The organism is Lacticaseibacillus nasuensis JCM 17158, assembly GCF_001434705.1.
Lineage (GTDB): Bacteria > Bacillota > Bacilli > Lactobacillales > Lactobacillaceae > Lacticaseibacillus > Lacticaseibacillus nasuensis.
Genome location: NZ_AZDJ01000016.1, coordinates 1 through 17,027, shown reverse-complemented (window position 1 = coordinate 17,027; position 17,027 = coordinate 1). Strand labels below are relative to the sequence as shown.

Genomic DNA, 17,027 nt, shown 5'->3' with positions numbered 1-17,027 from the left:
TAAAGCGGGTCCATACTCTCCGGGTTAATTTCCTTTAACCCAGAAAGTGCGGACCCGTTTTTGCATCCCCTCCCCCTTGATTTTACCAAACACACGTTCGTATAATAGACGTACAAGTTATGACCAAGGGGGAATCCAAGATGGCTGATTCGTTAGTCGAAAACAATGTGCCGCGGGAGCTGTGGCTGTATCCGGACCGCGGCATGATGAAATGGATGGGGTGGCTGCTGTCCGACCACTCCGCCTACCTTGAAGAGGCCGCCAAGTCGGAGAAGCCGCAACAGCCGCTAAGCGAAATGACCTTCGCCGATATCAACGAGACGCTGCAGACGGCTTGGGAGCAGTCGCAGTCCGTGGCCGTGCAGCTATCAGCGCTGTACAACGACCAGTACCTGCCGCTGATTGAAGGCGCCGTGGTGGGGCTGGTGGACGGACAGGTGTACCTGCAGCCCAAGTCCGGCCGGCCGCGGATGCTGGCGGTGGCGGACATCCGCCACGTCGAGCCGCTAGACACGACGAAGTGGTGGGACCAATGAGCACGCCGCTGGATGATCCGCGCCGCCTGCCGAGCCACGACATCATGTGCATCGACTGCAAATCGTTTTACGCCAGCGTCGAGGCGATTCGGCGCAGCGAGTATCCGCTGGCCGCGAAGAATGCGGTGCTGAGCCGCGCGGAGTCTGCCGGTGGGCTGGTGCTGGCGGGATCGCCGCTGGCCAAGGCTAACTATGGCGTGCGGCTGGGTACGCGCAAGTTCGAGCTGCGCCCGGACATGGATGTGCAGGTGGTGCCGCCGCACATGGCCGACTACATCAAGATTAATTACCAGATCAATGAGATCTACCGCCAGTTCACTGACGACTTGCACTGGTACGTGTACTCCATCGACGAGAGCTTCATCGACGTCACCCACTCGCACAGCCTGTTTGGCTCCAACGCGGAGATCGCCTCGCGCATCCAAGACAAGGTGTTCCAGGCCACCGGCATCATCACCACCGTCGGCATCGGCCAGAACCCGCTGCTGGCCAAGCTGGCGCTGGACAACGAGGCGAAGAAGCAGGCACCGTGGCAGGCGACCTGGACGTACGACCGGGTGCCGGAGACGATTTGGAAAATTAATGAACTGACCGATTTTTGGTCGATTGGCAGCCGCACCGCCATTAAGCTCCACAACATGGGGATTTACACGTTGTACGACGTCGCCCACACCCCGCTGGCGCGCCTGAAGAAAAAGTTCGGCGTGCTGGGCGAGGCCATGTACTATCACGCCTGGGGCATCGACTACTCGCTGCTGGAGCGCCGCTATGTGCCGCGCGAGGACAACAAGGGCTATGGCAACAGTCAGGTGCTGATGCGCGACTACACGACGCTTGAGGACTGCGAGACGGTGCTCAGCGAAATCGCCGACCAGGTGGCCACGCGGTTGCGCAAGCATGAGGTGCAAGGCGAGGTCGTCGGCATCTCCGTCGGCTTTGCCGAGCCCGACGCCAGCGGCCAGACGCACTGGGGCGCGCAGGTGCACATCGACCCGACCAACCGCACCGACGACTTGATCCGCGCGGTGAAGTACCTTTTCGAGTCAAAATGGCAAGGCGATGCCCTGCGCAACGTCGGCGTGCGGGTCAACAAGATCAGCCACCCCAGCAGCTTCCAGCTGTCCTTGTTCGAGCCGAGCCAGCGCGAACAGGCCAATGGGCGCCTGGAGCACGCCATTGACCAGATTCGCAGCCGCTACGGGTACAAGGCCATCGTGCGCGGCAGCAGCAAAACCGCCGGCGGCACGGCCATCGACCGGGCCGGCATGATTGGCGGCCACCAAGCGTAGTGAGGAGGTTTTTACATGATTCAGGAATCACGCACCTTAATCGAGAATTTTGACCGCTTATTCAAACGCCAATACGGCTGGCGGTACAAGATTCTGATCGTCGATAACCATTTTTATCACTGCTACAGCTTCTTCATCGACTACTATAAGCACGGGCAAAAGCTGCACTACTCCGACGACTTGTTGGAGATTCCGCACGACCCGGTGCTGTACCGCCGCGTGCTCGCCGACCTCAAGGCGCACACCAACCTCAGCATCGAATACCGCGACACCCACCACCTCGTCCACCCCGGCACCGACATCACCTTCGACGCCAGCCACGGCCACGCCTTTTCCACCAGCTACCGCCCGGAAGACTAACTACTCTTGCAAAAGCCGCCGCACCGACTGGGCCAGCTTCTGGCGATACGGCACTGGCACTTCGAACAGGCGCATATCGTCACGAAACGCGTCGACCTTGCGCGCGATTTCCGCTGGGGTCGACTGCCCGGCCAGGCTTTGCGCGCCCATTTTGCTCACGGGCACGGTGGCGGTCACGGCTTGGCCGGCGCCGGGCTTCAAGATTTCTCGTTGAGCCGGCCAAGTCGTGGCGCTCAAGGCGCGCGCGTAGTTGAACCGGGCGCGCACCAGGGGCTGGGACAAGCGCACCTGGCCGGTGTAGTCGCAGGCTAAGATGCACGTGCCGCCGGTGAACTTTAGGGTCACCGCCATGGTTTGTGGGTGGTCGTCACTGAACGTCACCTGCTGGAAGAACCGGGCGTTCACCAGGATGTTGGGGCGGTGGTTGTCGCCGGCACAGCCGATCAGCAAGGCGCCGCCCAGCGCGATGGTCTCCGGGGGCTTGTTGCTGCCGGTTTGGGCCTGGTACTGCGCGGTGGCAGCGGCTGTTAACGCGGCGTTGCCTTTCAAGTGAAACTCAGCGTCGTGCAGCGCTTGCCACAGGGTCGGCTCCTTCACCTCGACGCGATACGGCCCGATGTGGTAATCCACGATGATGGTGCTTTTCTCCTCTGGCACGGGCACCACCGCCAGCAGGCCTTGCCCACCCGAGGCGAACACGCTAGGTAACGAGCGCCGCGGCAGCTTGGGCCAAGCGGCCAACAGATCCAGCGACGACAAGGCGGTGCGGCGATGCGGTGGCAGGGCAGTCACGGTCAGCGTTAATTTCATGAGTTGCCTCCTTTGGAAAAATTCGGGAGATAATCAACTTACTTAAGATATACACGCCGTTTGCCCTTGAGGCAAGAAATCTGGTGAGCAGCCGGGGTGGTACACTAATGACAAAGAAAGCAGGTTAATCATGACAAGTCTTCAAGCCAGTATTTTTCACAACCGCCAACCAGACGCCGACCAGCTCAAGGCGTATGGCTTCACCAAGCAAGCCGGCGCGTGGCACTACACCCAGGAATTGGTGCCGGGCTTTGAGCTGCAGGTCACCATTAAGGGCGACACCATCACCACGCCGGTAATCGACCGCGAGTCGGGGCTGCCGTATGTCCTCCACCTCGACTTGGCCAACTCCGGCATGTTCGTCGGCCAGGTCCGCGGCGCGTATGTCGCCGCGCTTAAGGGCATCGCCGCCAAATGCTTCACGCCTACCATGTTTGCCGGCGGCCAGATGCAGCAGGTGCTGGCGGCGGTGGCCGACCAGTATGGCGACCAACCCGAGTACCTGTGGGCCAAGTTCCCCAACAACGCCATCTTGCGCCGCCAGGACAACCGCAAGTGGTACGCGCTGCTGGTCAAGGTCAGCGCCGATAAGGTCGGCCTTGCCGGCAGCGACCTCGTCGACTTGCTGGTGCTGCGCGCCGAGCCGGCCACGATTCAGGCGCAACTCGCCGCCGGCACCGCCTTGCCCGCCTACCACATGAACAAGCAGCACTGGCTGTCCTACCGGCTGGATAACGGGCTTAAGCTGACCGACTTGATGGCCGCCGTGGCTGAAAGTCGCAAGCTCGCGCACTAACAGGCTGCGAAAACAGGCGGTTTGGACCCGACCGGTAGCCTAGCAACTAAAAAAGCGGCCGGCTTACGCCGACCGCCCAATCCGTTTACTGTAATGCCCCGATCTTGCTGGCCTGGGTCAACCAGCCTTGGCGCTTGGCGTCAGAGCTCTTTTTCACCATGGTGCAGCTCAGCCACTTCACGTGCTTGAGGCCCATCTTGACGAAGGTGCCGCGCACCAGGGCGCGCTGAACCGCGTTGCCGAAGACCCAGCGGTACAGCGGCTTCGGCGTGTTCATCGTGGTCATGATGGTGGTGGACTGCAACTTCGGCAGGTTCGACGCCATACCCGTGCCGCCCTTGGTGTAGTTGAAAGTTTCGCCAGGAAAAACGACCTTGTCGATGAAGCCCTTCATCATCGCCGGCATCAGCTCCCACCAAATCGGGAACACGAGAATCAAGTGGTCGGCGGCCTTCACGCGGCCGATATAATCCAGCGCCTGTGGGTCTTGCGCCTTGTGCTTCAAGAAGCCGATCAAGTCGGCGCTGTGCATCACGGGATCGAACCCGTCTGCTTCCAAATCGATTACATCAACGGTGTTGCCTGCCTGTTCCGCGCCGGTCTTCGCTGCGACCATGAGCGCGTGGCAAAAACTGCCTTCATAAGGGTGACTCGTCACGATAACTGTATGTGCCATATCCTAACCTCCTAGGTTTGATGAAGTTAGTATATGGCCCGCCTGCCCCCGCCGCATTAACCTTTGTTAAGCGGTGGGGATTTTTTTAACCGGGCGCGAATCCGCGACAAGGACACCGGCGTGATGCCCAGGTACGACGCCAACTCGTAGTTCGGCACCCGCGCCACCAACGCCGGCTGCGTCGCCAGCAGCGTACAATAGCGGCGTTCCGGGGATTCCTCGATGCGATTGAGAAAATACTGGGTGTAGTCGATGAACCGGTGGCAGATATAGTCCGTGAACACCGCCATCAACGCCGGTTGCTCGGCCAACATCTGCCGCAACGCCGGTTCCGCCACCGCGATGACCGTGGTGGGTTCGATCGCGGTCAGCGAGAACTGGCTCGGCCGCACCAGGTAGAAGCTTTCAAACGATGACACCACCTGGCCTTCAAAGAAGAACTGCACGGTGATGTCGCGGCCATCGTCGTTGTGCCACAGCCGCACCGCACCTTGTTCGAGCACGAACAGGTGCGTCGCCACGTCCCCTTCGCACAACAGGTCCGTACCCGCGGCGAAAGTTTGGTGGTGGCCGATTCCCTTAAGCTGATCCAAATAGTCGATAAGTGACATCAGGGGCCTCCTGTCAGCGATTTCATTATGCCTATCATACCACGCGCCGCCACCCCTGAAGCCGCCGGTGGCTTGGGGGTATACTGGTCATGGAGGTGCGGCCATGACAATCGGTGAAATCGGGATCTTGGTGTTAACGGGAATTGGTGGCGGCTTGTTGTCGTCGATGGCGGGCATGGCGTCGCTCATCGTCTATCCCGTCTTGTTGGCGCTCGGCGTGTCGCCGGTATCGGCCAACGTCACCAACACCGCCGCGATGATTTTCACCGGCGTCGGCTCCGGCTTGGCCTCGACCCGGGAGCTCAGGGCCAACCGCCGCTTGATGGTGGCCGTCACCGGTTATGCGGTGGCCGGCGGCATTCTCGGCGCGATTCTCCTAGCCGTGGCGCCGGGCAGCACCTTTGAGCGCGTGGTGCCGTTTTTGATTGCCATCGCCGGTGGGCTCATGTTGTGGTCGGCGCGCACCAGTCCCGTTCGAGGCGCCAAGGGCCACGTCGTCACCGGCTGGCGGCTGGTCGGGCGCAACGCCGTGGTGCTGTTGGTGGGCCTATACATCGGCTACTTCGGTGCGGCGGCGGGCATCGTGATGCTGGCGATTCTGTCGCTGACGCTGCCCGTGAGCTTTGCCGTGGCCAACGCGTTGAAAAACTTCGCCACCTTGCTGACCAACATCGTGGCCCTGGTGATTTACGCCTTCACCACCAAGGTCTACTGGCTCATGGTCTTGCCGCTGGGCGTCGGCATGTTTATCGGCGGCTACCTCGGTCCGCTGGTCGTCCGCCACGTCCCGCAGCGCGCGCTGCGCATCGGCGTCGGCATCGCCGCCTTTGGGCTAGCGGCATACTTCTTTTGGACCGCGTACCTCGAGTAACGCGGGTACCATAAAACGCCAAGCCCACGGGCTTGGCGTTTTGTGATTACTGAACAGTAATCGTGGTGCTGGTTTCTCCGAGTGCAGACGCCACCGTCAGCGTCAGCGAGCCCGGTGCGCTGGCCCGTACGATGGCCAAGGCCCGGCCATAATACGTGGTGCAGGAACCGGTGATAAACGGCTGCTCAACATCCGGCTTGGCGCTGCCTAATGCTAACAACTCACCGTTGGTTACCTTGCCTGTCACTTCAACATCGTGATTCATTTCCACGGTGCCGGCATCATCAGCCACGGTAATCGGGACGTAAGCAATGTCGCCGACGCGCAACTGGGTATGTTCAGGCAATAGCGTGACGCCTAGCTGCGGCGCCGCAGAGGTCAGCGTGGTCTCGCCAGTGGCTTGACCAGTGGCGGCATAAGCAGTAGCGGTCAACGTGCCGGGTTGGTAGGCCACGGTAAAGCGAGCTAAGTCGTGGTGCGGCCGCTTGGTGCCCACCAGTTGACCGTTCAGGCGCAACTCGATTTTAGCCGCCTCACTGTATACCTCAACGGTCGCCTTGGCCCCCGCACAGCCGGCCCAGGACCAGCTTGGCTCAGCATTGGTGCCACGCCAAGCCGTCTTGTACAGCTTCTCCCCAGAGTGGTTAAGCGGCCGCACGCCGATGTACGGCTTGGTGGCCAGGTGCCACACCGCCCGGGCAAAGCCCAGCTCGGCGCCAGCATGGCCGGTGATATCGAAGACCCCACTGCCGGACGTCAAGCCGGGATAAGCCGATACGCTGAAGTGCGGCTGGTCGCTATAGCCCCACGCCCCGAGGCCGACCTCGCCGAGATAATCCCAGGCGGTCCACATGAAGTCCCCAATGAGTTGTGGGTACTGTTCGACGAGCTGCCAGTTCTTCCAGAGGTCAGATGGAAAAGTTTCACTACCAAAGATGACGCGCTGTGGATGTAACTTGGCATCGCGCGAATAACGACCCCGCCCGTAATTGTAACCGGCAATGTCCAGCTCATCGGCAATCGGCGTAATCAACCGGTCGGCTTTTTTACTGTTGGCACTCTGATTCATGACCGGCCCAATCACGTTGGCCATGGCGTTGAACGCCGCACTGCCCATCGCGGAATCACTTTGTTGGTCAGTGCTCTGGTTAAACACGCTCTTGCCCTTGTGCTGCATTTGCAAGATCATCAGGTTGAGCCCTGCGGTTACCGGCCGAGTCGCGTCTTGCCGATGGACTGCGGCGACTAACTGCTTGACTAGCGGGAAGCCCTCTGGCGTGGCCGGTTCCCCGACCTCGTTACCGATTGAATACATGATGACCGCCGGGTGGTTATAATCCTTGTTAACCATTTGCCGAATATCGTCTTGGTAGTGGTCCCGCCAATCCTTGGCGTAATCGTGAGGATTCTTTGGGATAAACCACATGTCCCACAACTCGTCGAGCACCAGCATCCCCAAGCGGTCACACGCCTCCAGCGCCGCCCGGGACAGCGGGTTGTGCGCCGAGCGCACGGCGTTGAAGCCCGCTTCCTTTAGCAACTTGATCCGGCGATACTCGCTTTCGGCGAAGGTGGCTGCCCCAAGCAAGCCCTGCGAGTGGTGCAAGCACCCGCCACGTAACAATACCGACTCGCCGTTAAGCTTAAATCCTTCGGCCCCCCAGCTAATTTGGCGGATGCCAAAGGTGGTCGTCGCCGTATCGACCACCGCGCCTGCCTGATACGTTTGAACCACGCAACGATAGCATTGGGGGTGCGCCGGCGCCCAGAGTTGTGCAGTTGGTAGCGTCAAGGTCGCATCGGTACCGGTCGCCGTCGCGAGCACTGTCTCCCCATCGAGCACCGTCACCCGCACCTCATCAGCTTCGCCATGAATGCTAGTGGTGAAGCGAATCTCTTTGGTGGCCGCGGCCACCGTTTGGACCCGCACGCCATCCGGCCGGATATAGCCACTGGCTGGCCCCACCATCAACCATACTGGCCGGTAAATGCCAGCACCAGTGTACCAGCGACTATCAGGTTGCTCGCTATCATCAACAGCCACCCGCAGCGTATTGGTCTCGCCATAGTTCAGCGCGCGATCGAGGCTCACGACAAACTGCGTGTAGCCGTATCGGTGAGAGCCAATCAATTGGTCATTGAGGTAGACGCTGGCGTTTTTATAGACGCCTTCAAACTTCACCACCACGTGTTGGTCCTGCCAACTCGCCGGGGCCATAAATTCGTGCTGATAGGTAAACTGACCACCAGGGTAATAGGCCTGTTGGGCTGCGCTGTGCCCACTGACGGTCGTGCGCGCAAGCATTAACTTCGCATCATGGGGTAAGGTCACCTGCTGGCTTTCCCCACTGGCATCATCGCGAAACTGCCAATCATTGTTCCAACTTTGTGCTTTCATCGTTGAGTCCCACCCTTTCTCAGCGCTTCATCTCGAGCCAATAAAACGCTTACTTACAGACTGATGGTACAGTCACTCAGGTGGATTAATCGTGTAATCATTGGAAAAATGTCGTTATTTTTGGTAAACTTTGGCCGACTGGAGGAAGTCATCATGCGATCAAGCGACTCGACGCCATGGCAAGTGACCGATTATCAACTGCTAAACCTAGCGGACCAACAAGTGCACCTGCCCTACGCCTTGGAGGACCAGTTTTACCGCACCATCCAAAGCGGTGACCCGCAACTCGTGAGCAAACTGTTTGCAAAGTTAGCCCCTACCCAAACGAGCCACGTGGGCACATTCGCCAAGAGCCCCCTAAAACAATCTGAGTACAGTGCCGTCATCGGGGTCGTCATCATTTCACGCGCAGCGATTCAAGCCGGGGTGGCAGATAGCGTCGCCTATGACTTAAGCGACCTTTACCTCCAACAGATTTCCGAAACCGCGACGCAGACCAACTACGCCCAAGTAATCAGTGCCGCGATTGAAGCCTATTGCCGGCTTATTCGACAAGCCCAACAGGCTCCGCTACAGAACCACTACATCAAGGTGGTCAAGGCGTATATCTATCACCACCTCAACGAGAAACTGACGCTGGCCAAGCTCGCAACGCAGGCTCACCTCAATCCCAGCTACCTGTCAGAGATTTTTCATCAAGCGACCGGCCAGACCCTCACTCAGTTCATCACGGCCGAGCGCCTCCACGCCGCCCAGTACCTCCTGCAATACAGCACCGACAGTGTCGCGGATGTCGCCAGTCAGCTTGGCTTCGGGACCACCAGCTACTTCATTGCGACGTTCAAACGCCAAACCCACCTTACCCCGCTGGCCTACCGCAGGCACCTTACGGAATAATGCAAGCAAGTCGACGAGCAAGTGCCGGTTGGTCTGGCTTGGGCACGCGGCCTACCGCGGTGCCGTGGCCAGGTACGCCACATTCGTGCTGATTGTCGGCTGGTGTAGCTGGAAGAACAAGTCACAGGCTTGCTCCGGTGTGATGCTGGGCTCATTCAGCCACCGCGCCACGAACCCCGCTACCGCCCAGGCCATGTACGCCACGTTCAGGCGGTTGACCGCCGTGTCGGCGACCTGGGACAAGCCGCGGTCGCCTGCTAGCACCTGCTGGACGATGACGTCGACGAGTTGCTTTTGGAAGGCGCCATCGTCTTTGGCCAGCAAAATGGTTAAGGCTGCGCGCTGCGTGTCCACCGCAGTGATGATGTGTTGCACGTACAGCCGCACCTGGTCGCCCTTGATCTCGGCCAGCGTTTCTCCGGTCGGGCGAAACGCCGCACCGATCCCCGCAAGAATCTGGGCGATGACGCCGGTGCGCAAGGCCTCGAGGCTGTCGTAATGCTGATAAAAGGTGTTCCGCGCGCACTGCGCCTGCTGGCACAGCTGGCTGACGGTGATGCTGCCACAGTCTTCTGTTGCCAGTAAGGCCAGGAACGCCTGCTTCAAATTAGCCTCGGTTTTGACGTAACGCAAATCATTTTTATTCATGCGATTTTTCCCTCTTACCGGACAGTATAGCAGGCAATTGCCACTTAACGGACAATTGACTCGTTTTTGCCAGTTGAAGGTGATTGGGCCACACGGTATCGTGAAGTTAACTAATGAAAAGTGAGGAAAATCGCATGAATCGTATCGCTTCTATTCTCGGCATCAAGTACCCGTTCATTCAAGGCGCCATGTCCTGGCTGACCGACGCCAAGTTCGTCGCTGCCGTCAGCAACGCCGGGAGCCTCGGCATTCTCGGCCCTAACGCCGGCGCACACACCGTCACCACTAGCGCCGACGAAACTGCCGAGCGCATGCGCGATCAAATCAAGCAGACCCAGGCACTGACTGACAAGCCGTTTGCCGTCACGTTGATTGTGGCCGGCGGCGAGACGTCGATTTTCACGAAGAAGATTCTAGACGTGGTCATCGAAGAACACGTGCCCGCCGTCTTGTTGAACTCGCTTGGCGGCGTGTCCAGCGCCACTTACGGCGTGGACCCGGCGACTATGAAGACCCTCAAGGCCCATGGCATTAAAACCATCGTGCGCTCCCTGCAGCCGTCGATTGAAGACGCCCAGGCCGTCGAAGCTCAAGGCGCCGACATCTACGTGGCCACCGGCTTTGACGAAGGCGGCACCATGCCCGGCGGCGAAATCGGCTCCTTTGCCATCATGCCGATGATTGCCGACGCCATCGCCATCCCCGTTGCCTTGGCCGGGGGCATCGCCGACGCCCGCACGGTGAACGCGGCCTTCGCGCTCGGCGCAGAAGGCGTCTACGTCGGCTCGCGCCTGATCCCAACGACGGAAAATCCCGCCGCGGAAAACGTCAAGCAGCTGATTGTGGATTCGACTGCCGAGGACCTGACTCTGTTCCGGACCCTGCCAGATTACTATCGGTCTTTGCCGACCAAGTTGGTTGACCAGCTGGCCGAAAACGATCGCACACTGCCGGCAGTCGAAGCAAAAAAGGCTAACGCCAAGCTCATGGGTGGCACCAGCGGCATGCGCATTGGCATGCTGGATGGCGACCTCGAGCACGGCTACGTGTCCGTGGGCACCGGGATCTCGATGGTGCACAGCATTCAGTCCGTCCAGGCTGTCGTTGATGAGCTGATGGCCGACTACCGGGGCTAAACCAGTTTAAGGCAAAGAGGTGAGCGTTTTGGCCAGTATTGAGAACAATCAGATTCATCCGGATGTCCGCCGGCTTGGGCGCATCGCCCGCAGGCTGGTTCCGGCGATGAACGAAAAATTCTTCCGGCGCGGCAACTGGTTCATGAATCACTTCGCCAAGGGCCATTTTCCCAAGGACATGCACGTCACCGAGCACTGGGTTAACCGTTCGGATGATACCCGTCTGCGCCTCGTCGTTGCCAGTCCGCTGCACCCAAAGCCGCAAGCCACCGGCGTGTTGTGGCTGCACGGCGGTGGTTACGCCATGGAGATCCCGGAAATCGACCTCACCTACGCGCGGCATATCCAAGCCGTCAGCAATGCCGTCGTCGTCATGCCCGACTATCGCCGCTCGGTGGAAACCCCTTACCCGGCCGCGCTCGACGATGCCTATCTGGCATTAAAGTGGTTGTCCGCACACCACGACGAGCTTGGCGTCAATGCTCACCAGCTCTTTGTTGCCGGCGAAAGTGCTGGCGGTGGCTTGACCGCCGCCCTCACGCTGTATGCCCGCGACCAGGGGAAGATTTCCATCGCCTTCCAGATGCCGCTGTACCCGATGCTAGATGATCGCCCCACCGCGTCGAACGCGAATAACGACGCGCCAATCTGGAATTCGACCAGCAACGCCAACGCTTGGCGCCTATATCTGGGTGACGCCTATCGCACCGATGACGTTTCGCCGTACGCGGCCCCGGCCAGAGCGACGGACTATCGCCAGCTACCGCCAACCTACACATTCGTCGGCACGATCGAGCCGTTTTATCAGGAGACGCTGACCTATATTCAGCAGCTGCAGGCGGCCGGGGTGCCGGCGCACTGCGACGTCTACGAGGGCTGGTTCCATGGGGTCGATATCGTGGCCCCGAAAACCGGAATTGCCCAAAAAGCCACCGCTGCCTGGCAAGCCGCATTTAAGCAGGCAACCAAGCGGTACTTCAGCGAATAACCGGATCAATCGCAACCAAGGTCGTCTGGATCGTTACCGCCAACGGGGTCGATTCAGACGATCTTTTGGTTGCTCACCGGTCGTGCTCCAGCTGGCTGATCCCTGCGAGCGAGCTGCGCCGGTATTCTGGAAAAACCGCATGCGCGCCTCAGAATAATCGCCCTGTCGCTATCTGAATGAACTACACTAATCACGACAGGAGGCATCATCATGACATCATCAATATTAACTGACACATACACACTAGCGAATGGCGTCACCATCCCGAAGGTCGGCTTTGGTACCTGGCAGATTCCCCAAAGTCAGGCAGAAGAAGCCGTCTATAACGCCTTGACCCTGGGCTATCGCCACATCGACACGGCCCTCGCCTACCAGAATGAGCAAGGCGTCGGCGCCGGCATCAAGGACGCTGGCATTCCGCGGGAACAGATTTTTGTCACCACCAAGCTCCCGGCCGAAACGAAGACCTACGCAGGCGCGAAGCAAGACTTCGAGACCTCGCTGAAGAACTTGGGCCTCGATTACGTCGACCTCTACCTGATCCACGCGCCGTGGCCATGGGCCAAGCGCGGCAACTACGATCAGGAGAACAAGGACGTCTGGCGCGCCATGGAGGAAATCTACCAAAGCGGCCGGGCCAAGGCCATCGGGATCTCCAACTTCGGTGTGCCGGAGATGAAGAACATTTTCGCCGGCGCCACCGTCAAGCCGATGGTCAACCAGATTCAGTACCACGTCGGCTACACCGAGAACGTCATCACCAAGTTCGCCAAGGACAACGGCTTGCTGGTGGAAGCCTACTCGCCACTAGCCACCGGGCGGCTGCTGCAGGATCCCGACCTGACGGCCATCGCCGAGTCCTACAACGTGTCAATTGCCCAGTTGGCCATCAAGTTCTGCCTGCAAAATGGCACGCTGCCGCTGCCGAAAGCCACGCACCGCGACCACGCGGAAATTAACGCGCAGCTGGACTTCACCATCAGCGACAAGGACATGGCCAAGCTGAACAGCCTGGAAGAAGAATAAACTCAAGCAACCGCAGCGGCGGTTGCTTTTTTTTCGCCGCAGCGGTGGCGGAGATTCTTTATAGAAAATGAAATCCAGAACCTCCGGCTTATCCATGCCGATATTTTGGTTGCGCTATTCACAACTTTCGTTTCCCCTCTGGGTCGGCGTTTATCAGCAAAAATTAGTTTCGCCATATATGAATATTCTCCACAATTCGTATTGAATTTATATTAAAATGTCTTACAGTTAATGCTATAAGGATAGTTATCTCAAGACCCTTGTACACGCAACAGATTGGAGTGGGCTACATGCAAAAAAAGCAAGTGGATTCACGGCTTCAACGCGCCCTGTATCAAGAAAAACGCCATTTTAAGATGTTTAAGACAGGTAAGCTTTGGGCCACAGTAGGCATTTCCCTGTTGTTTGGGGCCGGCTTCGCCCTCACCCAGCCAAGCACCACCGCGTTCGCGGCCACGGCTGAGACGACCACGGCAACCAGCCAAATTGCGACGATTGCCAGTCAAACCGTCGCCAGCCCGACCGCCCAGCTTCCGCAGGTCACCTTGGCCAGCGGCTGGACCGCGCCAACCTGGCAAGCGGCCGACTTCGACATTACCGCCGTAGCGGACAAAGCCAACACGTACACCGCGACTTTGAGCGCGCAAGGCATCGCCGCCCTGCAGGCAGCCAACCCGAACGCCAAAATCACGGCGCAAAACGTGCAAGCCGGCACGCTGACGGTGCATGGCACAACTGCGCAGAAGACCGCGGCCAAGAGCACGACGACCACGACTGATCAACAGCCAGCCGATTCACAGGCGAGTGCCAAGCCCGCCGCGGCGCAAACTTCCACGACCGCTAGCGGCTCTGCCGCTACGGTCGATAGCTCAACCAGTGATCAAAGCATAACTGCTACCGATTCTGATCAGCAAAGCGATGCCACTCAGTCGACCACCTCTGCCCCGGCCGTGACGGCATTAGGCGGCGCGGCAACGCAGACCGATATCGACAAGGCTAAGACTGCCGCCGAGTCGGCCATGAAGAAGACCGGTCAGGCGCAAGTGATTACCGCCATGAGCGGCGAACCACAGGATACCGCGCCGAGCACCTCGACAGCCAGCATCACCAGCTCCACGGATAAAATTGGGTACGGGTCAGGTGTGACTGGTTCGTTTACGCTGACCATCAACATGACAGTTAAGGCAGGCGATGTTGTCACCTTCACGCTGCCAACTCCGCCGACCAAACAATTCGTCAACGGCGTCTTTTCGCTCAAGTCAATTCAAGATTTTGGCTCACCTGATCAAGGTACCGTAGAGAAAGTCACCAACCCAGATGGGTCAATCACAGTGACCGACACCATCAAAAGTGGTACGAATTATTCCCAAACTGTAACGCTCAGCTTATATGACAACTATGCCGGTCAGGACTTATTAACCGTTGGCGACACGCCTTACACCGTGAATGTCGCCGTCAATGGGAAACAGACGGGGTCGACCACCTTCACCATGACAGTTGATCCACAGGTCTTCTTAGGTACCCCGACTCAGACACACCCGAATACGACAGTAGCCGGCTTGTTACCGAACACCGATTACGTCTGGGAGGTGCCAGTCAATGAAGGCGACGGCGTACTCGACCAGTGGTATCAGTCGGCACGCGTTAACTCAGCTGTTAACTACGGCACGACAATCACCATCCCAACGCCGGCTGGCTTCGTGTTGAATCAAGACCTAACGAATCAAGTGAATAGCTTTGACCCAGGGAGTTCATACAACATTGGCACCATTGACACTACCACGATTAAACAAGTCGGCGGTGCTGGCGGCGACATCATCATTACAGTCCCTAAAGGTTCGGGTTCGCAGTATTACGACAAAGAACCAGCCTATCGACTCGCTGGCCACTTTGAAACAACGCAAGCGGCAACGGATACCACGTTAACCGCCGCTGGCCCTGTCACGATGGTACAAAAAATCGATGATGCGGGTACGACCAGAACGTCTACCGGCGGCACTTGGAAGAGCGTCATCCTGGGTACCAGTACCCAGCAAGGGGCCAATCTAATCGCTTCTGCCAACGGGAACGACGGAACCAACCCGAAGCAGCTCCTGTTGAATAAAGACCCTTCAGACGATCCTGCCTCCCTGTTGAGTTATTCCTTCCAGTATCACGCCGCGGCAGCTTCTAAGAATGTTGCCATTCGGATGACGGTGCCAGATGGCATGTCGGTCAATACCATTACAGTACCGAAGGCTGGTGCTTCGTATGACAACTATATGCCAGGCACCACGAAGTATAGTTACGTCCTGACACTTGCGGATGGCAGCACAACAACCGGCACAGTCGACCCTAGTGGCACAGTCACCAGTACTGCCTATATTCGGACTGCCGTCTTCACACCCGATTACCTAGCACCAGGGGCAACCTCAGGGAATTTTGAATTCAAGGGTAAGTTGGTCGAACAATATAGCGACGGGACTAACGTCAAGAATGGCGACCAGCTAACCGGTACCATCGCGCTAGCCGCAGACGGCACTAATTATGGCGCAACCACATCCGTCACCCAAACGGTTGCTGGGCCGGTGGCCTGGGTCGACATCGATGACACTGGCTCACACAGTGAAATGGCTCCTGGCAAAGGTCAGGGCAGTAAGCTGGTAATCTGGGGTGCGCAGTCTGACATGGGGCAAAACACGTATTCCGTTTATGAACCGATTGTCTATTATGTCGTCCCGAGTGCCTTTGTCATCGATGGCGTTGCCAATGCTCAAGATGCCGTGATCACCCGAGGGGTCAGCGATAACGGTGACACCGTCGTGAAGGTAGACTTTACTGGCACAGGGGAGTCTGTCGACGTTCATCCGTTTGGCTATGAACAGCGGTTACAATTACAGCTGCATAACGCGGATGACGCGATGGTGGGTACGTATACGCTTAAGGCTTATATGACCTCACCGACGACCAGTATTATTCCCGCCCAAAAAGATAAGATCACAGACCTATCAGAGACAATGGGCGATGCCAACGCACTCCTAGTTGGCAAACCGCAATGGAAGATTGAAACGATTGCGGGGACGTATGCGAACGCGATGGCCCAAGGCGACGATCTTTCTGCGACGACGAACGCAACCATCGATAAAAATAGTACGAACCCCCTGAAGTTCTATGACACGATTATGAATGTCAGCGGCACCGACGTCTCTAACGTCACGTCAATCCTTAACCTGCCGCAAACCGGCGATGACCAAGGCTCCACCTACACCTTCAACTTGACCGGGCCCGTGACCTTGCCGACACAAGTCACGAACCAAGCCGGCACGACTGTCCAACTCACCGGCGCGCAGGCCCTGTATTCCACCACCCGCGCCAATCTTTCCGCAGCCACACCTGATCTATCCACTTATGTGACAGCCGATCAAGTGACGGACTGGTCCACGATTAAGTCTGTCGCCTTCACCTTCGACACCTTACCCGCCGGCGTCACCACCGGACGCATCGCCCTAACTGGCACGACCACTGACATGAATATGGATGCAGGCAAAATCGGCTACCTGGCGACCTCATTTTATATGGGTGACGGCGCGCCAGCCGTCGTGGACAAAGCGGCCAGCATCGCCATCACCGGTCAATCCACTATCCACGCCCGCGCCCATTACGTGGACGTTGATGGCAACGATCAGTACGTGGCCTTCACCGATTTGGACAAGACCTATACCGATAATCAAGATACCTTAACGGCTACTGATTTCCCCGCCACCCCATCCGACGCAGATATCGCGTTGATTCCTGCCGGTTACGTCCTCCACGCTAACTCCTTACACTTTGTTGACAGTAGTGATGATGGTGTGGCTACGGTTGGTCAAACCGTCACGGATGATTTTGATGGCGACTTTGCCCAATACGAATTAGATGCCGAAAACCAAACTGCCATCTTGAAGTACGTTGATGATGACGCAGACGGTGCGCAGGTTGGTAACACTCAAAAATTGAGTGGGAAAAC

The 17,027-nt window shown here is 58.2% G+C and carries 15 protein-coding genes; 10 read left to right on the top strand and 5 right to left on the bottom strand.

Features of this window, described 5'->3' with window-relative positions; genetic code table 11:
- The first annotated feature begins 140 nt into the window (after window positions 1-140).
- Genes FD02_RS04470 through FD02_RS04460 form a run of 3 tightly spaced genes read left to right on the top strand, consistent with a single transcriptional unit; the run spans window position 141 to window position 2,185 of the window.
- Window positions 141-536: a hypothetical protein gene (locus FD02_RS04470; RefSeq protein WP_054722001.1), complete on the top strand. Its 396-nt coding sequence runs from the start codon at window positions 141-143 to the stop codon at window positions 534-536.
- Window positions 533-1,825 carry a Y-family DNA polymerase gene (locus tag FD02_RS04465; protein ID WP_056950826.1) on the top strand — a complete coding sequence of 431 codons (1,293 nt, stop codon included), beginning with the start codon at window positions 533-535 and terminating at the stop codon, window positions 1,823-1,825. The genes FD02_RS04470 and FD02_RS04465 overlap by 4 nt, the downstream gene beginning before the upstream one ends.
- Before the next feature lie 15 nt (window positions 1,826-1,840).
- Window positions 1,841-2,185 (top strand): hypothetical protein, encoded by a 345-nt coding sequence (locus tag FD02_RS04460; RefSeq protein WP_054722000.1) that lies wholly within the window; start codon window positions 1,841-1,843, stop codon window positions 2,183-2,185.
- Here the strand turns inward: FD02_RS04460 and FD02_RS04455 are convergent, their stop codons facing one another.
- Window positions 2,186-2,995, bottom strand: coding sequence for a hypothetical protein (locus FD02_RS04455; protein WP_054721998.1), 810 nt, complete (start codon window positions 2,993-2,995; stop codon window positions 2,186-2,188). It lies immediately after the preceding gene.
- Window positions 2,996-3,125: 130 nt separating this feature from the next.
- Between FD02_RS04455 and FD02_RS04450 the strand changes: the two genes are divergently transcribed.
- Window positions 3,126-3,791 carry an MmcQ/YjbR family DNA-binding protein gene (locus FD02_RS04450; RefSeq protein ID WP_054721997.1) on the top strand — a complete coding sequence of 222 codons (666 nt, stop codon included), beginning with the start codon at window positions 3,126-3,128 and terminating at the stop codon, window positions 3,789-3,791.
- Between the two features lie 85 nt (window positions 3,792-3,876).
- Here FD02_RS04450 and FD02_RS04445 read toward each other — a convergent pair whose 3' ends face one another.
- A complete protein-coding gene (locus FD02_RS04445) occupies window positions 3,877-4,467 on the bottom strand; it encodes an NAD(P)H-dependent oxidoreductase (RefSeq protein WP_054721995.1) in 591 nt (196 codons plus the stop codon).
- Between the two features lie 56 nt (window positions 4,468-4,523).
- The gene (locus FD02_RS04440; RefSeq protein WP_056950824.1) at window positions 4,524-5,078 is read right to left on the bottom strand and encodes a Crp/Fnr family transcriptional regulator; all 555 of its coding nucleotides are present in this window, start codon (window positions 5,076-5,078) and stop codon (window positions 4,524-4,526) included.
- Between the two features lie 103 nt (window positions 5,079-5,181).
- On the opposite strand from FD02_RS04440, the gene FD02_RS04435 reads away from it, so the two are divergent.
- Entirely contained in the window at window positions 5,182-5,949 is a 768-nt protein-coding gene (locus FD02_RS04435; protein WP_056950821.1) for a sulfite exporter TauE/SafE family protein, read from the top strand.
- Window positions 5,950-5,995: 46 nt separating this feature from the next.
- Here the strand turns inward: FD02_RS04435 and FD02_RS04430 are convergent, their stop codons facing one another.
- Window positions 5,996-8,347, bottom strand: a complete 2,352-nt coding sequence (locus FD02_RS04430; RefSeq protein WP_056950818.1) for a glycoside hydrolase family 2 protein — start codon at window positions 8,345-8,347, stop codon at window positions 5,996-5,998.
- Window positions 8,348-8,500: 153 nt separating this feature from the next.
- Here FD02_RS04430 and FD02_RS04425 point away from each other — a divergent pair, with 153 nt between their 5' ends.
- The gene (locus FD02_RS04425) at window positions 8,501-9,244 is read left to right on the top strand and encodes an AraC family transcriptional regulator (RefSeq protein ID WP_056950816.1); all 744 of its coding nucleotides are present in this window, start codon (window positions 8,501-8,503) and stop codon (window positions 9,242-9,244) included.
- A gap of 51 nt (window positions 9,245-9,295) precedes the next feature.
- Here FD02_RS04425 and FD02_RS04420 read toward each other — a convergent pair whose 3' ends face one another.
- Window positions 9,296-9,892, bottom strand: coding sequence for a TetR/AcrR family transcriptional regulator (locus FD02_RS04420; RefSeq protein ID WP_054721970.1), 597 nt, complete (start codon window positions 9,890-9,892; stop codon window positions 9,296-9,298).
- Window positions 9,893-10,026: 134 nt separating this feature from the next.
- Between FD02_RS04420 and FD02_RS04415 the strand changes: the two genes are divergently transcribed.
- The 4 genes from FD02_RS04415 to FD02_RS04400 form a co-directional block, all read left to right on the top strand.
- Window positions 10,027-11,028, top strand: coding sequence for an NAD(P)H-dependent flavin oxidoreductase (locus FD02_RS04415; protein ID WP_191980321.1), 1,002 nt, complete (start codon window positions 10,027-10,029; stop codon window positions 11,026-11,028).
- A 28-nt stretch (window positions 11,029-11,056) separates the two neighbouring features.
- Entirely contained in the window at window positions 11,057-12,016 is a 960-nt protein-coding gene (locus tag FD02_RS04410; protein ID WP_202812896.1) for an alpha/beta hydrolase, read from the top strand.
- A 210-nt stretch (window positions 12,017-12,226) separates the two neighbouring features.
- Complete coding sequence (locus FD02_RS04405; protein WP_056950810.1) at window positions 12,227-13,042, top strand: aldo/keto reductase; 816 nt, start codon at window positions 12,227-12,229, stop codon at window positions 13,040-13,042.
- Between the two features lie 356 nt (window positions 13,043-13,398).
- Window positions 13,399-17,027, top strand: a 3,629-nt coding sequence (locus tag FD02_RS04400; RefSeq protein WP_235806671.1) for an MBG domain-containing protein, incomplete at its 3' end; no start/stop codon positions are given.

Bases quoted from the DNA above. Each gene is read 5' to 3' on its own strand.
- FD02_RS04470 (WP_054722001.1), top strand. From the start codon at position 141: ATGGCTGATTCGTTAGTCGAAAACAATGTGCCGCGGGAGCTGTGGCTG.
- FD02_RS04465 (WP_056950826.1), top strand. From the start codon at position 533: ATGAGCACGCCGCTGGATGATCCGCGCCGCCTGCCGAGCCACGACATC.
- FD02_RS04460 (WP_054722000.1), top strand. From the start codon at position 1,841: ATGATTCAGGAATCACGCACCTTAATCGAGAATTTTGACCGCTTATTC.
- FD02_RS04455 (WP_054721998.1), bottom strand. From the start codon at position 2,995: ATGAAATTAACGCTGACCGTGACTGCCCTGCCACCGCATCGCCGCACC.
- FD02_RS04450 (WP_054721997.1), top strand. From the start codon at position 3,126: ATGACAAGTCTTCAAGCCAGTATTTTTCACAACCGCCAACCAGACGCC.
- FD02_RS04445 (WP_054721995.1), bottom strand. From the start codon at position 4,467: ATGGCACATACAGTTATCGTGACGAGTCACCCTTATGAAGGCAGTTTT.
- FD02_RS04440 (WP_056950824.1), bottom strand. From the start codon at position 5,078: ATGTCACTTATCGACTATTTGGATCAGCTTAAGGGAATCGGCCACCAC.
- FD02_RS04435 (WP_056950821.1), top strand. From the start codon at position 5,182: ATGACAATCGGTGAAATCGGGATCTTGGTGTTAACGGGAATTGGTGGC.
- FD02_RS04430 (WP_056950818.1), bottom strand. From the start codon at position 8,347: ATGAAAGCACAAAGTTGGAACAATGATTGGCAGTTTCGCGATGATGCC.
- FD02_RS04425 (WP_056950816.1), top strand. From the start codon at position 8,501: ATGCGATCAAGCGACTCGACGCCATGGCAAGTGACCGATTATCAACTG.
- FD02_RS04420 (WP_054721970.1), bottom strand. From the start codon at position 9,892: ATGAATAAAAATGATTTGCGTTACGTCAAAACCGAGGCTAATTTGAAG.
- FD02_RS04415 (WP_191980321.1), top strand. From the start codon at position 10,027: ATGAATCGTATCGCTTCTATTCTCGGCATCAAGTACCCGTTCATTCAA.
- FD02_RS04405 (WP_056950810.1), top strand. From the start codon at position 12,227: ATGACATCATCAATATTAACTGACACATACACACTAGCGAATGGCGTC.